Raw genomic sequence first — 13,962 nt, 5'->3', positions numbered from 1 at the left:
AGTTTGGAAAACTGATAATAAGTGGAGAAAACTTTCTCCGCGCACCCTGACGTCCGTGCTCCTAGCAGGACACGGGACCCGAATTTCACTCGCGGCGGCCTCCCCACCCTCGTTCCTGTGCTCGTCACAGGAATCCAGCCGACACGCGTCCGCGTGGCGGAAAGACTCCCTCAGCCCAAGGACTTGGGCTGGCTGGATCCGTGTGACAAGCACAGGGATGAGAGAGGTAACCGTTACGGTTTCACCAAACCGTGATTGCCCGTGGGAAAGCCCGAAGCCAGCGCGCTGTACCATTTGCCGCTGTTCTTCAGCGTGCGCACCTGCGTATCATAATCCACATGCACAAGACCGAAGCGCATGCGATAGCCCTCGGCCCATTCGAAATTATCCATCAGGCTCCAGGCGAAATAACCGCGCATCGGATAACCGTCGCGGATGAGATCGGCGACGATGCCGAGATGTTCGGCGTAATAATCGAGACGCGGCTGGTCATCCACCTCGCCGTTTTCGACGCCCATATTATAGCAGGCACCGTTTTCGGTGATGTAGCATTCCGGCAGGTCGTAACGTTTATAGAGCGTTTCCACCAGCGACTGGAGCGCCGGGGCATAGACCTCCCAGCCGATATCGGTCTTCACATCGCTGACGGCCGGGGCGGGTGCAGTGGCGGGGAATTCTGCGCCCGGTGACGCATCGTCGGCGACGCGCATCGGCGTGTAATAATTCAGGCCCCACCAGTCCAGCTTCTGGCTGATGATGGAAAGGTCTTCCGCCTCCACGACGGGCATACGATCACCCAGAGCTTCCATCATCTCGACCGGATATTCACCCTTGAAGACCGGATCGAAAAACGCGCCATTGTGGAACTGGAAGGCCCGTTCGGCGGCCTTGAGATCGGCCTCGCTGTCGGTAGCCGGGATGACGGAATGGGCATTCAGCACCAGCCCCACTGGCACCTTCGGCGCGACATGGCGGGAGGCTTCCACGCCGAAACCATGAGCGAGATTGATGTGATGCATGGCGGCAAGGGCCGCCTCCATGTTGCGCTCACCCGGCGCATGAATGCCATACAGATGGCTGAGCCACACCGCGCACCAGGGTTCGTTGAAGGTCGCCACCGCATCCAGCCGGTCGCCGAGGCGGGCCATGACGGTCTTGGCATATCGCTGGAAGGCGTGCGCGGTGGAGCGCGAAGCCCAGCCGCCATCGCCCATCAGAGTCAGCGGCAAATCCCAGTGGTAAAGCGTCGCATAGGTCTTGATGCCGCGCGCCTTGCAGCCATCCACGAGGCGGTCGTAGAAATCGAGCCCCTTCTCGTTGATCGGCCCGAAACCATCGGGGATGATGCGCGGCCAGGCGATGGAGAAACGATAGGCTTCGACACCCATTTCCTTGATGAGATCGAGGTCCTCTTCCCAGCGATTATAGTGGTCGCAGGCAATATCGCCATTGTGCCGTCCGAAGACGTGACCCGGCATGTTGCAGAAGGCATCCCATATGGATGGCTTGCGGCCGTCCGCCCGGGTGGCGCCTTCGATCTGGAACGAGGCGGTCGCGACGCCGAACAGGAAATCGCCGGGGAAACGGGCGGCTAGCGTTTTGGGATCGGTCATATGCGAGGCCCTTCTCTGTCCGTCGAGCTTGAAAAGATCAGCAGCGGTTTAGACCATGTCGGCCGACAGGTACAGTCGTGGGCGGCAGGAATCTACAACGTTTCAGGACAGGCAACTTACAAGTTCAAAGCGCTTTGCATGGGGGATTGCCGCCGCAGCGGTTTGCCGGCGGCGCAAGGCATCGACCCGGCGAATGCGGGTGGGAGATGGGAGATGGCGGAGGTTGTTGCATTCACCGGGCCGTATCGTCAGGGCAGCCAGAGCAGCCCATGGGTTATAGCCTTTTCACGGCACCTATCTGATCGGTCCTTCCCGCCTCTGGCCCGGCGGAACGCCTTTCAAAAACACGGCCTGCCAGAACCATGCTTGTCGATGCCGGCCTCCGGTTCGCGAAAGGCGCCGCGCGTATCGCCCTTCCGTTCCGGTTGCGGGAGGAATGATGCGGCCAAAATGCGGTGATGGGGATGAGAGAGGAAGGATTTTTTCGGAAGTGACTGAAAAAGAAACCGGGGCGGCGCCGAATTGTCCTCGCCATTCAGGCAGATCGCGAGCAGCCCCCCTCACCCGACCCTTCGGGCCGCCTTTTCCCCGAAGGGTAGAAGACAACAAAGGGCAACCGCTCGCTCCGCATCAGCCTGAAGCCGACATTGCTCGATCAAGCCGCTTCCTGCACCAGATGCCCCGCCGAAACCTCGCGGTAACGCCGCTCAGGCGGGACATAGTCCACCGGCCGGATCGGGCTTTTGATCTCGTCCGTCGACATGTTGCGCCGGATCTGCCGGCGCGCCGGATCCGGCACCGGAACGGCGGACATGAGCTTTTTCGTGTAGGGATGCTGCGGATTGTCGAAAACCGCCGCACGCGGCCCGATCTCCACGATCTCCCCGAGATACATCACCGCCACACGATGGCTGACGCGCTCCACCACCGCCATGTCATGGCTGATGAACAGGAAAGCGAGGTTGAGGCTCTGTTGCAGGTCGAGCAGCAGATTGCAGACCTGCGCCTTGATCGAAACATCGAGCGCCGAGACCGCCTCGTCGGCGACGATGACCTTGGGGTCGAGCATCAGCGAGCGGGCAATAGCGATGCGCTGGCGCTGGCCGCCGGAAAATTCATGCGGGAAGCGCCGCATCATATCCGGGCTCAAGCCCACCTTTTCCAGAAGATCGGCCGCCTTTTCACGGGCCTGCTGCTTGCTTCCAAGGCGATGCTCGATAAAGGGCTCCATGATCGCCGTGCCGATACTCATGCGCGGATCGAGCGAGGCGAAAGGGTCCTGGAAGATCATCTGCACGCTGCGGCGCATGGTGCGCAATGTTGTCTTGTCTAGCTTCAGCACCTCGTAGCCGTCGAGCATGACATTGCCGGATGTCGGCTCGATCAGCCGGGTGATGGAGCGGCCCGTGGTGGACTTGCCGCACCCCGATTCGCCCACGAGAGAAAGAGTTTCGCCCTCGGCGAGATCGAAGGATACCTTTTCCACCGCATGCACGGCGCCGGATTTGCGGCCGAAAAGGCCGGATCGAATATCGAAACGGGTGGTGAGGTCCTTTACCGAAAGAATGGGCGTGCGGCCTCCGGAGACCGTGTCCTTCACCTCGGCGACAGGCTGGCTTTCGCCGGTCTTGATATCGATGATCGGGAACCGGGCCGGCAGCACGCGCTCCTTCATCGAGCCGAGCTTCGGCACCGCCGAAAGCAGCGCCCGCGTATAAGGGTGGCGGCCGCGATGGAAGATGTCGTCGGTGGCGCCGGTTTCCACCACATCGCCGCGGAACATGACGATGGTGCGGTCCGAAACTTCCGCCACAACACCCATATCATGGGTGATGAAGAGGACGGACATGCCCTCCTCTTCCTGCAATTGCTTGATCAGGTCGAGAATCTGGCCCTGAATTGTCACATCGAGCGCCGTTGTCGGCTCGTCGGCGATCAGCAGCTTCGGTTTGGAGGCGAGCGCCATGGCGATCATCACGCGTTGCCGCATGCCGCCGGAAAACTGGTGCGGATAATCGTCGAAACGGTTCTTCGCATTGGGAATACGGACCTTCTCCAGCAGGCGGATGACCTCTGCCTTCGCAGCGGATGAGGAAATATCCTGATGCACGGTCAGCGCCTCGGCGATCTGCTTGCCGATGGGGAAGATCGGGTTGAGGCTGGTCATCGGCTCCTGGAAGATCATTGAGATGTCCTTGCCGCGAACCTTGCGCATCTCCTCTTCCGGCAGCGCCAGCAGGTCGCGCCCGCCGAGCATGACCTTGCCTTCGATACGGCTCGTCTTTTTATCGAGGAGCCGCATGATGGAGAGCGAAGTGACGCTTTTGCCCGACCCGCTCTCGCCGACGATCGCCACCGTTTCGCGCGGCGCGATCTCGAAACTCATGTTGCGGACCACCGATTTCCAGCCGCCATCGACGCGGAAGGATGTGGTGAGATTTTGAACCGATAAAACCGGGCTTACCGAACCGCCGGTCTGTTCCATGGACGTCGCCGCCAAAAGCATGCCAATCTCCTGAAAAGCAGAAGGCGGCCATGAAGGCCGCCGGGTGTCTTACGCAGCAAGCGCGGTTTCGGCCATCGAAACCCAGTAGCTGATGCCGTAAGGCAGCGCATCGTCGTTGAAATCATAGGCCGCATTGTGCAGCCCGGCGGTATCGCCGTTGCCGATGAAGATGAAGGCGCCAGGACGCGCTTCCAGCATGTAGGAAAAATCCTCCGCCCCCATATGCGGGTTGGGGTTGGTGTTGACGGCGTTCGCACCGGCCACGCCCATCGCCACGCCGGTCGCGAATTCGGTTTCGTCACTGTGGTTGAAGGTGACGGGATAACCGCGATGATATTTCACTTCGACGGTCGCGCCATGTGCCATGGCGGTGGCGGTCGCCACTTCCTTCAGGCGCTTTTCGGCGAAATCGCGGGTTTCCGGCAACAGCGTGCGCACCGTTCCCGTCAACGTAACGGCGCCTGGAATGACATTGACGGCCGTGCCGCCATGGGTGGTGGCGACGGTGACGACCAGCGATTTCAAAGGGTCCGTCTCCCGCGAAACGATGGATTGCAGGGCGATGATGACATGCGCCGAGGTCAAAACCGGATCGATGGAAAGATGCGGCGCGGCCGCATGGCTGCCCTTGCCGGTGATGACGATTTCGAAACTATCCGCCGCCGCCATGGTCGACCCCTTGCGGATGGCGAATTGCCCGACCGGAATGCCCGGCTCGTTATGCATGCCATAGACCTGCGAAATGCCGAATTTCTCCATCATTCCGTCGTTCAGCATGGCGAGCGCGCCCGCGCCGCCCTCTTCCGCCGGCTGGAAGATCACCGCCACGGAGCCCTTGAAATTGCGGGTCTCTGCCAGATATTGCGCCGCACCCAAAAGCATGGCGGTATGCCCGTCATGACCGCAGGAATGGGCCTTGCCGGGCGTCTTCGAAGCCCAGGGCTTTCCGCTCGTCTCGAGGATCGGCAGTGCGTCCATGTCGGAGCGGAAACCGATGGTCGGGCCATCCCCGTGCCGGCCCTTGATGATGCCGACCACGCCGGTCTGGCCGATGCCGGTCTCGACCACGTCGCAGCCGAAGGATTTCAGCTTTTCCGCCACGAATTTCGATGTTTCGAAGACATCGTAGAGGAGTTCCGGGTGTTCATGCAGATGGCGCCTCCAGCCGGCAACTTCTTCCTGCATTTCAGCCACACGGTTCAATATCGGCATTCTCTTTTTCCCTTTTTTTGTTCCCCGCCGGGTTGTCGGACGCCATATTGCGTTTGGAATTTCTCGTTTTGCAAGCATGAAATTTGCTGCATGAGCGAAAAATAGGCCCAAAACTGAATGGCTCAAAATTTGTTCACCAAAGAGACATTGGGACTTGCATTTCAAAAAAACTGACAATAGCATCGTCGGGAATGGAGGAATATTCCTTAGCAAAGTCAAATAGTTAGCAAAATAGACCTTGCGTGCGACGACGGGAAAAGCGTCAAACATTCAAACAGATAAAATCCAAAAAGGGGAAAACCACAATGAAGAAGCGCAGCGTTCTCTTTGCCAGCACGGTGGCGGCCATGGCCTTTGCAGGCTCTGTCGCCCATGCCGAGCGCGGCAGTGACGGCGAACTGAAAATCCTGTTCTGGCAGGCCGTATCGACACTTAACCCTTATCTTTCCGGTGGCACGAAGGAAGTCTACAGCTCGTCCATGGTGATTGAGCCGCTGGCGCGCTACGACGAAAAGGGCGAGCTGGTACCGATGCTGGTCACCGAAATTCCGACGATCGAAAATGGCGGCGTCGCGAAGGATCTGCTCAGCATGACCTGGAAGCTGAAGAGCGATGTGAAATGGTCGGATGGCACGCCGTTCACCGCCGAGGACGTCATTTTCACCTGGAAATATTGCACCGCACCGGATGGCGGCTGCGCGCAGGCGGCGCAATATGAGGGCGTGAAGAATGTCGAGGCCATCGACGACCACACCGTCAAGGTCAGCTTCACCGAACCGAAACCTTATCCCTACTCCGCATTCGTGGGCGCACAGTCGCCGGTCATCCAGAAAAAGCAGTTCGAAAACTGCGTCGGCGCCGCAGCTCCCGGCTGCACATCCGCCAATTTCGGCCCCATCGGCACCGGACCCTTCGTGGTCAAGGATTTCAAGCCGAATGACGTGATCAGCTTCGTCGCCAACACCAATTACCGCGACCCCGCCAAGCCCGCCTTCGCCACAGCGACGCTGAAGGGCGGCGGTGACGCCGCTTCCGCCGCACGCGCCGTGCTTGAAACCGGCGAATTCGATTATGCCTGGAACATGCAGGTGGAGCCGGAAATCCTCGCCACCATGGTGGCCGCCGGCAAGGGCAAGCTGGAGACCGCCTTCGGTACCCAGGTCGAGCGTATCAATCTCAACTGGTACAATGCCGATCCTTCGCTGGGCGACAAGCGCTCCACCAAGCAGGCCGGCCCGCACCCAGCCCTTTCCGATCCCGCCGTGCGCCGTGCGCTTTCGCTCGCCATCGACCGCGATATCATCGACGAAGCGGGTTATGGCGAAGCGGGCAAGCCGACCTGCAACATCGTACCGGCTCCGGAAGCCGTCGCTTCCACCAAGAATGACAGCTGGTGCCTGAAGCAGGATGTGGAAGGCGCAAACAAGCTGCTCGACGACGCCGGCTGGGTAAAGGGCGCAGACGGCATCCGCGCCAAGGATGGCGTGAAGCTTTCTTTCCTCTACCAGACCTCCACCAACTCGGTTCGCCAGGCCACGCAGGAACTGGTGAAGGATATGTGGTCGCAGATCGGCGTCGCTGCGGAACTGCGCAATGTCAGCGCCTCGGTCTTCTTCGGCGGTGACCCGGCAAGCCCGGACACCTTCCAAAAATTTTATGCCGATGTCGAAATGTACACCAACAATTTCGACGGCACGGACCCGGAAAAATATCTGGCGGAATGGCTGTGCGACAAGATCCCGGCCCCGGAAAACGGCTGGCAGGGCCAGAATATTCCGCGTTATTGCAACCCGGAATTCGACAAGCTGGTGGGCGAACTCTCCAAGACCGCCGAGCTTGACAAGCGCGCCGAGCTCTCCAAGCAGCTGAACGACATGCTGACGGAAGAAGGCGCGCATATTCCGCTCATTCACCGCGGCAGCGTTTCCTCGCATTCGCTGACGCTGGAAGGCGTTCGCATGAATGCCTGGGACTCGGAACTCTGGAACGTCGCGGACTGGTCCCGCAAGAAGTAACACGCGGATGCGCCGGCTTCTCCCCCGGGAGAGGCCGGCCTTCTGCATGCCCCAGGACCATGATCTGAAGACACATTTGCCGCGTTCATGGCGAAAACGATCCCGGTTTTCGTCGCGCCGCGCTCTGGGTCTGGAGAGTTTCAGATGTTTACCTTTACGCTCCGGCGGCTGGCCTTTGCCGTACCGACGCTGCTTGTCATCAGCTTCGTCATCTTCGCGCTACTCGATCTTGCGCCGAACGATCCGACCGGCGACCTGCCGCTCACCATCCCGCCGGAAGTGCGCGAACAGATCCGCGCCTCGCTCGGCCTCGATCAGCCTTTCTTCATCCGCTATCTGATGTGGCTGCAGCAATTCTTCATCAACGAACCGCTGAACCTCCTGGAAAAGCTGACCGGCTGGCAGATCGGCGATGGCAGCCGCATGCGGGTGCTCTCCTGGGCGACACGCAGCCCGGTGGTCGATCTCGTCATTCAGCGCATGCCGCAGACGCTGTGGGTGGTGGGCCTCGCCTATCTTTTCGGTGCGCTGCTGGCGATCCCGATCGGCGTCGTCTCCGCCTACAAGCAATATTCGATCTTCGACCAGATCGGCACCTTCGTTTCCATGGTCGGTTATTCGGTGCCGACCTTCTTTACCGGCGTGCTGCTGGTCGTCATCTTCAGCTCCTACCTGCAATGGTTCCCGTCGGTCTACGACACCAATCTGCAAGTCAGGGACTGGGCGAGCTTCGTGGCACAGGTGAAGCAGATGTTCCTGCCGGTGTTGGTGCTGACGCTCTATAATGTCTCGCAGATCAGCCGCTTCGTGCGCGCCTCCATGCTCGACAATCTGCATCAGGATTATGTGCGCACCGCACGCGCCAAGGGCGTGAAGGAAAAATCCGTGCTGCTCATCCACGTGCTGCGCAACAGCCTGATTCCGGTTGTGACGGTGATTGCGCTCGGTGTGCCGACCATCTTTTCGGGCGCCATCATCACCGAGCAGATATTTCGCGTGAACGGGCTTGGCCAGTTGCTGATCACCGCGGTTCAGGGCGCAGATATTCCGCTGGTGCAAACGCTGACCTTCATTTTCGCGGTGCTGATCGTGCTCTTCAACCTGATTGCCGACGTGCTGTACGGCATTCTCGACCCGAGGATCCGCTATGACTGACGCCACTATAGAAGGGCCGACGGTTGCGGCCACCCCCACACAATCCGCCCTTGCCGACATGTGGAAACAGTTCCGCGTTCACAAGGGCGGGGTGGCGGGCCTCTTCGTCTTCATCTTCATCCTGCTGGCGGTCTATGTCGGCCCCTATATCCACACCGTGGCACCCAACGCCATCAATGTGAAGGCGCGCAACCAGTGGCCGTCGCTCGCACATCCTTTCGGCACCGATAATCTCGGCAAGGACATGCTGGCGCAGGTTCTGGCCGGCGGGCGTATCTCGCTTGCCGTCGGCATCACCGCCATGCTGCTGGCGCTGTTCCTCGGGACGCTGGTGGGTGTTCTATCGGGTTACTTCCGCAGGCTGGACGGCCCCTTGATGCGGCTGACCGACCTGTTCCTGGCCCTGCCGCTTTTGCCGCTGCTGCTTGTCATCCTGATGCTGTTTCGCGATACGCTGCGCGCGGCCTTCGGGCCGGAAACAGGCATCTTCATCCTGATCGTGTTCGTGATCGGGATAACCAGCTGGATGCATACGGCCCGCATCGTGCGCGGCGATGTGCTGACGATCAAAAGCCAGGAATTCATCATCGCGGCGAAATCGAGCGGCATGCGCGAATACCGCATCATTCTCAGGCATATATTGCCGAATGTGCTGAGTTCGATCATGGTCTCGGCCACGCTCGGCATTGCCGCCGCCATCATCACGGAATCGGCGCTGTCCTTCCTCGGCCTCGGCTTCCCCTCCGATTTCCCGACCTGGGGACGGCTGCTATTCGATGGCGCGAACTTCCTGCAATTGACGCCCTCGCGCGTGCTGTGGCCGGGCCTGGCGATTTCGCTGACTGTTCTGAGTGTCAACTATATCGGTGATGCGGTGCGCGATGCGCTCGACCCGCGCTCGCTGAAGAGCTGAGGGGAATCGTCTAACCATTACCACGTCATCCTCGGGCTTGTCCCGAGGATCTAATCACGTCGAAAAAAACGATACGTCGGCAGATCCTCGGGACAAGCCCGAGGATGACGTCGAGTGTACTGTGACCAACTAGTGATAATTCACCTGCTCCGCCTCAAGGATGCTGTCGGCATCCAGTGCCGCAATCGGAACATCTGTCCGTGCCGGAATATCGCCGGAAAGCTGAAGCGCCAGATAACGCCCGCAGCAGACCCGCAGGAACGAGGTGAAGTTGCCGAGATCGTGCCCGGCATCGATCGATTCATTATAAAGCTTGGCGATGAGCTGCACGCTGTTCATGCCGTCACGCCGCGCGATCTCGTCCAGCGTCGCCCAGAAGAAATTCTCGAGCCGCACGCTGGTGACCATGCCATCGATCCTGAGCGACCGCGTATGGCTCTCCCAAAGCGCCGGGTCTGCCTTGATGAAAAGCTTGCACATGGTTTCCTCCCTCACCACGCTTGAAAGATAGGCGGAAAACGGGACCGGAAAAAGCCCCGTCTCCCCGTTCTCATTTGCCAAGCACGGCCATGAATTGCGAAAGCCAGGCCGGATGCGCCGGCCATGCGGGCGCCGTCACCAGTTTGCCGTCGGTAACGGCCGCATCGATGGCGATATCGGCATAGGTGCCGCCCGCCAGTTCCACTTCGGGGCGGCAGGCGGGATATGCCGAACAGGTGCGGCCCTTCAGGACGCCGGCGGCCGCGAGCAATTGCGCGCCATGGCAGACGGCGGCCACCGGCTTGTCGGCCTCGAAGAAATGTTTCACCGCCGAAAGCACATCCGCATTGAGCCGCAGATATTCCGGCGCACGGCCGCCCGGAATGACCAGCGCATCGTAATCCGCAACCTTGATATCGGCGAAGGTGGCGTTGAGCGCAAAATTATGGCCGCGTTTTTCCGAATAGGTCTGGTCGCCCTCGAAATCATGGATGGCCGTGGCGATGGTCTGGCCCGCCTTCTTGCCGGGGCAGACGGCGTGCACCGTGTGGCCGACCGCCAGCAGCGTCTGGAACGGAACCATCGTCTCATAATCCTCGGCGAAATCGCCGGCGATCATCAAAATCTTCTTCGGCATGTCTTTTCCTCCCGTTTTCGAATGCCTTTGGGCACCCTAACAGGCGGGATCGAGATGCGGGTATTATGGCAATACTACAGGACCGATAAAGCTTGGATCAACGGACCTGCGGCGGCTGTGGCCAGCGCCGCACGCCGCCGCCCCAATTCTCGAAGGCTTTTGAAAGCTTCAGCACGAACAAATCCTCGTAACGCGGCCCGACGATCTGCAAGCCGATGGGCATGCCCGATCTGGAGAAGCCGCAATTGATCGAGGATGCCGGCTGTTCCGACATGTTCCACGGGACCGTGAAGGCGATATGTTCGAAGGGACGTTGGGGATCGTTGGTGGGCGAGGCCCAGTCGGCCGGATAGGACACAATAGGATTGACCGGTGAAATCACCGCATCCACCTGCTGCATCAACCGCCCGCACGCCTTACGCATTTCCATGGTCTGGTTGAAACCGAAAACGGCGCGCGCGCCGGAGACATCCGCGCCCTTCTGCGCCCATTCATGAATATAGGGAAGGATAGCGGCGCGACGGTCTGCGCTCAGCGCCGCCATGTCGCCCCAGAACTTCGCCCGCCAGAAATCGTCCAGCCCGTCCAGCATCTCGCGTGTCAGCACCGGCTCGACCGGGATGACGATGGCGCCCGCCGCCTCGAACAGTTTCGCGGCGGAAAGCACGGCGTCGCGCACCTCATTTTCCAGCGGCAGGCCGCAGCCGGCATCCAGCATCAGGCCGATTTTCCGGCCCTTCACATTAATATCGAGGTTCATCCAGTCGATATCGTTGGGCGGCAGCGCCGTGCCGTCGCGCCAGTCGGGCCGCGAAAGCGTCGCCATGGCATAGGCGGCGTCGGCAACGCTGCGGGTCATCGGCCCGGCGCAGCGGCCGGTATAAAAGGGATCGACCGGGATACGGCCTTGGCTCGGCTTGAAACCGAAGAGGCCGGTCCACCCCGCCGGCAGCCGCACCGAGCCGCCAATATCCGTGCCGATATGCAGCGTGCCGTAACCCGCAGCCCCGGCCGAGGCCGCACCGGCGCTGGAACCGCCGGGGTTCTGGGTGGGGTCCCACGGATTGCGGCTGAGCTTGTGGAAACTGGAAAGGCCGGAGGAAAGCATGCCGTAATCCGGGCAGGTCGTCTTGGCGTAAATAATCGCGCCATCCTCACGGCAGCGGGCGGCCACCGGCGCGTCCTCAACCGCCGGCACCAGTTCCACCGCTTTGGTGCCAAGCGGCACGGGATGGCCTTTCGTGGCGATCAATTCCTTGAGCGAGACCGGAATGCCATCGAGGGCCCCGAGCGTTTCGCCCTTTTGCCAGCGCTCCGTCGAGGCCAGCGCCTGCCTTCGTGCATCCTCTGGATCATAGGCGTAAAGCGCGTTCACCACCGGTTCGAAAGCATCGATACGCGCTTCCACCGCCTGCCAATATTCGGATGGTGAAAGCTTCTTATCCGAGTAAAGCGCCAGGATTTCGAGCGTGTTGAGGTCTATGAGATCGGTCATGGCATCGTCTCGTCAGAAAACAGGAAATAGGGGCGATATCGGCTTGAAACGGTCAGCTTGTATCGCGCGGGTCCAGCAGGTCGCGCAGGCCATCGCCGAGAAGATTGAGGCCGAAGACGGCGAGCGCAATCGCAAGGCCGGGCATGATGGCAAGCCAGGGTGCTGTTCCGAGATAGGTCTGGGCATCGGCCAGCATCCGCCCCCAGGTAGCGGCGGGCGGCGGCATGCCGAGACCGAGGAAAGAAAGGCCGGCTTCCGTCAATATCGCAAGACCGAGCTGGATCGTCACCTGCACGATGATCTGGTTGGAAATATTCGGCACGATATGGAAAAGCGTGATCTTGGCGCGGTTCTGGCCAATGCTGGTGGCGGCGGTGACATATTCCCGCGACCATATCTGCAACGCCGCCCCCAGCGTCAGCCGGGCAAACACAGGCACCATGAAGGTGGCGATGGCGATGATGGCGGTGAAACGGCCCGTGCCGATGAAAGCGCCGAGCATCATCGCCGACAGGATGGGCGGCACGGCGAAGATGATGTCGCAGATGCGCATGACCACGGTTTCGGTGAAACCGCGCAGCGCCGCAACCGCAACGCCGATGGTCGTGCCGATAAATGCGCCGATGGCGACGGCGGCGATGGAGGTCGACAGCGAGTTCCACGCACCGGCCATCAGCATCGACAACACGTCGCGGCCGAAATGATCCGTGCCGAGACCCCCGTAAACGAAGGGCGATTTCAGCTTCTGAACGATCTGCATCTTTGTTGGGGACACCGGCGTCCAGACCAGCGACAGCAGGGCGACTGCGACCAGAAAGACCGTGACGGCGATGCCGACGGCAAAGGCGGGGCGGCGGCGGATCAATCGCATCATCGCGCACCTGCCCGCAGTCTCGGATCGATGAAGAGATAGGCGATATCGACCACGAAATTCATGACGATCACCAACGCCGAGAAGAACAGCACGACGGATTGCATGACGACGATGTCGCGCTGGGTCAGCGCCTGATAGGCAAGCCGCCCGAGGCCCGGCAGGTTGAAGACATTCTCCACCAGCACCGCGCCGGCAATGAGGAAGGTGAATTGCAGGCCGATCATGGTGACGACAGGGATCATTGCATTCGGCACCGCATGCCGCCACAGCGCCACCCGCTCGCTCAGGCCCTTGGCGCGTGCGGTGCGCACGAAATCCTCATTCATCACTTCCAGCACGGCGGAGCGGCACACACGCGTGAGAACTCCGGCCTGCGACAGCGCCAGCGCGACCGCCGGAAGGATGAGCGCCGTGAGACCCGCTGAAAAGTTCGGCGTCCAGCCGGGAAAACCGCCGGCCGGCATCCAGCCGAGCGTGGTGGAAAAGACGATGATGAGCAGCAGCCCGACCCAGAAGCCGGGCACGGCAATGCCCACATGCGAAAATAGCCCGGCCGCAAAATCCAGCGCCCCGTTGCGGCTCCTCGCCGCGGCCACGCCGAGCGGAATGGCGGTGGCCACCGAAAGGCAGACTGCCAGCAGCGCAAGCGGCAGGGTAACGGCCAGCCGCTCCAGGATCAGCCCCGCAACCGGCACGCCATAGGTATAGGATTGCCCGAGATCGCCATGAAACACGCCGGCCAACCAGTGGAGATAACGCAGCGGCAGCGGCTGATCGAGGCCCATCTGCTTCTGCAGCGCCGCGAGCGTATCGGGGCTCGCCGAGGTTCCGAGCATGATGGCCGCCGGATCGCCCGGCAGCAGGCCCATGACGATATAGATGATGAGGGAAACGGCAAACAGCGTGATGACGAGGCTTAAAAGACGCCGGATGAGGACGGCTAACATCTGGCATCTTCTCCTTGCTTGGTTTTGTAGCCGGATATCGTGGAGAGATTTGCTGTCATCCCGCGCATTCCTCCCTCATCCCTGTTCCCCGGAACATGCCCGAGGATGTCACAAG

Annotated in this window: 11 protein-coding genes; 3 read left to right on the top strand and 8 right to left on the bottom strand. The window is 60.7% G+C overall.

What is annotated here, in order from left to right; genetic code table 11:
* Positions 1–233: 233 nt before the first annotated feature.
* From O9X91_RS18570 to O9X91_RS18560, 3 genes are all read right to left on the bottom strand, one after another.
* Positions 234–1,613 (bottom strand): GH1 family beta-glucosidase, encoded by a 1,380-nt coding sequence (locus tag O9X91_RS18570; RefSeq protein ID WP_269833800.1) that lies wholly within the window; start codon positions 1,611–1,613, stop codon positions 234–236.
* 655 nt (positions 1,614–2,268) lie between these two features.
* Positions 2,269–4,119 (bottom strand): ABC transporter ATP-binding protein, encoded by a 1,851-nt coding sequence (locus O9X91_RS18565; protein WP_142913167.1) that lies wholly within the window; start codon positions 4,117–4,119, stop codon positions 2,269–2,271.
* A gap of 48 nt (positions 4,120–4,167) precedes the next feature.
* Positions 4,168–5,331, bottom strand: coding sequence for a M20 aminoacylase family protein (locus O9X91_RS18560; RefSeq protein ID WP_077984141.1), 1,164 nt, complete (start codon positions 5,329–5,331; stop codon positions 4,168–4,170).
* 305 nt (positions 5,332–5,636) lie between these two features.
* Between O9X91_RS18560 and O9X91_RS18555 the strand changes: the two genes are divergently transcribed.
* From O9X91_RS18555 to O9X91_RS18545, 3 genes are all read left to right on the top strand, one after another.
* Positions 5,637–7,346, top strand: coding sequence for a peptide ABC transporter substrate-binding protein (locus tag O9X91_RS18555; protein WP_077984076.1), 1,710 nt, complete (start codon positions 5,637–5,639; stop codon positions 7,344–7,346).
* A 144-nt stretch (positions 7,347–7,490) separates the two neighbouring features.
* Complete coding sequence (locus O9X91_RS18550) at positions 7,491–8,501, top strand: ABC transporter permease (protein WP_077984077.1); 1,011 nt, start codon at positions 7,491–7,493, stop codon at positions 8,499–8,501.
* Positions 8,494–9,414, top strand: coding sequence for an ABC transporter permease (locus tag O9X91_RS18545; protein ID WP_077984078.1), 921 nt, complete (start codon positions 8,494–8,496; stop codon positions 9,412–9,414). The genes O9X91_RS18550 and O9X91_RS18545 overlap by 8 nt, the downstream gene beginning before the upstream one ends.
* Before the next feature lie 129 nt (positions 9,415–9,543).
* Here the strand turns inward: O9X91_RS18545 and O9X91_RS18540 are convergent, their stop codons facing one another.
* From O9X91_RS18540 to O9X91_RS18520, 5 genes are all read right to left on the bottom strand, one after another.
* Positions 9,544–9,894, bottom strand: coding sequence for a ribbon-helix-helix domain-containing protein (locus O9X91_RS18540; RefSeq protein ID WP_142913171.1), 351 nt, complete (start codon positions 9,892–9,894; stop codon positions 9,544–9,546).
* A 70-nt stretch (positions 9,895–9,964) separates the two neighbouring features.
* Positions 9,965–10,531, bottom strand: coding sequence for a DJ-1/PfpI family protein (locus O9X91_RS18535; protein WP_003523156.1), 567 nt, complete (start codon positions 10,529–10,531; stop codon positions 9,965–9,967).
* A 97-nt stretch (positions 10,532–10,628) separates the two neighbouring features.
* Positions 10,629–12,026 (bottom strand): amidase, encoded by a 1,398-nt coding sequence (locus O9X91_RS18530; RefSeq protein ID WP_142913173.1) that lies wholly within the window; start codon positions 12,024–12,026, stop codon positions 10,629–10,631.
* 52 nt (positions 12,027–12,078) lie between these two features.
* Positions 12,079–12,900 carry an ABC transporter permease gene (locus O9X91_RS18525; protein WP_003499034.1) on the bottom strand — a complete coding sequence of 274 codons (822 nt, stop codon included), beginning with the start codon at positions 12,898–12,900 and terminating at the stop codon, positions 12,079–12,081.
* Complete coding sequence (locus tag O9X91_RS18520) at positions 12,897–13,847, bottom strand: ABC transporter permease (protein WP_142913174.1); 951 nt, start codon at positions 13,845–13,847, stop codon at positions 12,897–12,899. Before O9X91_RS18520 ends, O9X91_RS18525 begins: the two co-directional genes overlap by 4 nt.
* Between the last annotated feature and the right edge of the window lie 115 nt (positions 13,848–13,962).

Origin of the sequence: Agrobacterium salinitolerans, assembly GCF_027498475.1 — a bacterium.
Classification (GTDB): Bacteria; Pseudomonadota; Alphaproteobacteria; order Rhizobiales; family Rhizobiaceae; genus Agrobacterium; species Agrobacterium salinitolerans.
The sequence above is the reverse complement of the archived record's forward strand: the minus strand, read 5'-3'. Positions and strand labels throughout refer to the sequence as shown.

Bases quoted from the DNA above. Each gene is read 5' to 3' on its own strand.
- O9X91_RS18570 (WP_269833800.1), bottom strand. From the start codon at position 1,613: ATGACCGATCCCAAAACGCTAGCCGCCCGTTTCCCCGGCGATTTCCTG.
- O9X91_RS18565 (WP_142913167.1), bottom strand. From the start codon at position 4,119: ATGCTTTTGGCGGCGACGTCCATGGAACAGACCGGCGGTTCGGTAAGC.
- O9X91_RS18560 (WP_077984141.1), bottom strand. From the start codon at position 5,331: ATGCCGATATTGAACCGTGTGGCTGAAATGCAGGAAGAAGTTGCCGGC.
- O9X91_RS18555 (WP_077984076.1), top strand. From the start codon at position 5,637: ATGAAGAAGCGCAGCGTTCTCTTTGCCAGCACGGTGGCGGCCATGGCC.
- O9X91_RS18550 (WP_077984077.1), top strand. From the start codon at position 7,491: ATGTTTACCTTTACGCTCCGGCGGCTGGCCTTTGCCGTACCGACGCTG.
- O9X91_RS18545 (WP_077984078.1), top strand. From the start codon at position 8,494: ATGACTGACGCCACTATAGAAGGGCCGACGGTTGCGGCCACCCCCACA.
- O9X91_RS18540 (WP_142913171.1), bottom strand. From the start codon at position 9,894: ATGTGCAAGCTTTTCATCAAGGCAGACCCGGCGCTTTGGGAGAGCCAT.
- O9X91_RS18535 (WP_003523156.1), bottom strand. From the start codon at position 10,531: ATGCCGAAGAAGATTTTGATGATCGCCGGCGATTTCGCCGAGGATTAT.
- O9X91_RS18530 (WP_142913173.1), bottom strand. From the start codon at position 12,026: ATGACCGATCTCATAGACCTCAACACGCTCGAAATCCTGGCGCTTTAC.
- O9X91_RS18525 (WP_003499034.1), bottom strand. From the start codon at position 12,900: ATGATGCGATTGATCCGCCGCCGCCCCGCCTTTGCCGTCGGCATCGCC.
- O9X91_RS18520 (WP_142913174.1), bottom strand. From the start codon at position 13,847: ATGTTAGCCGTCCTCATCCGGCGTCTTTTAAGCCTCGTCATCACGCTG.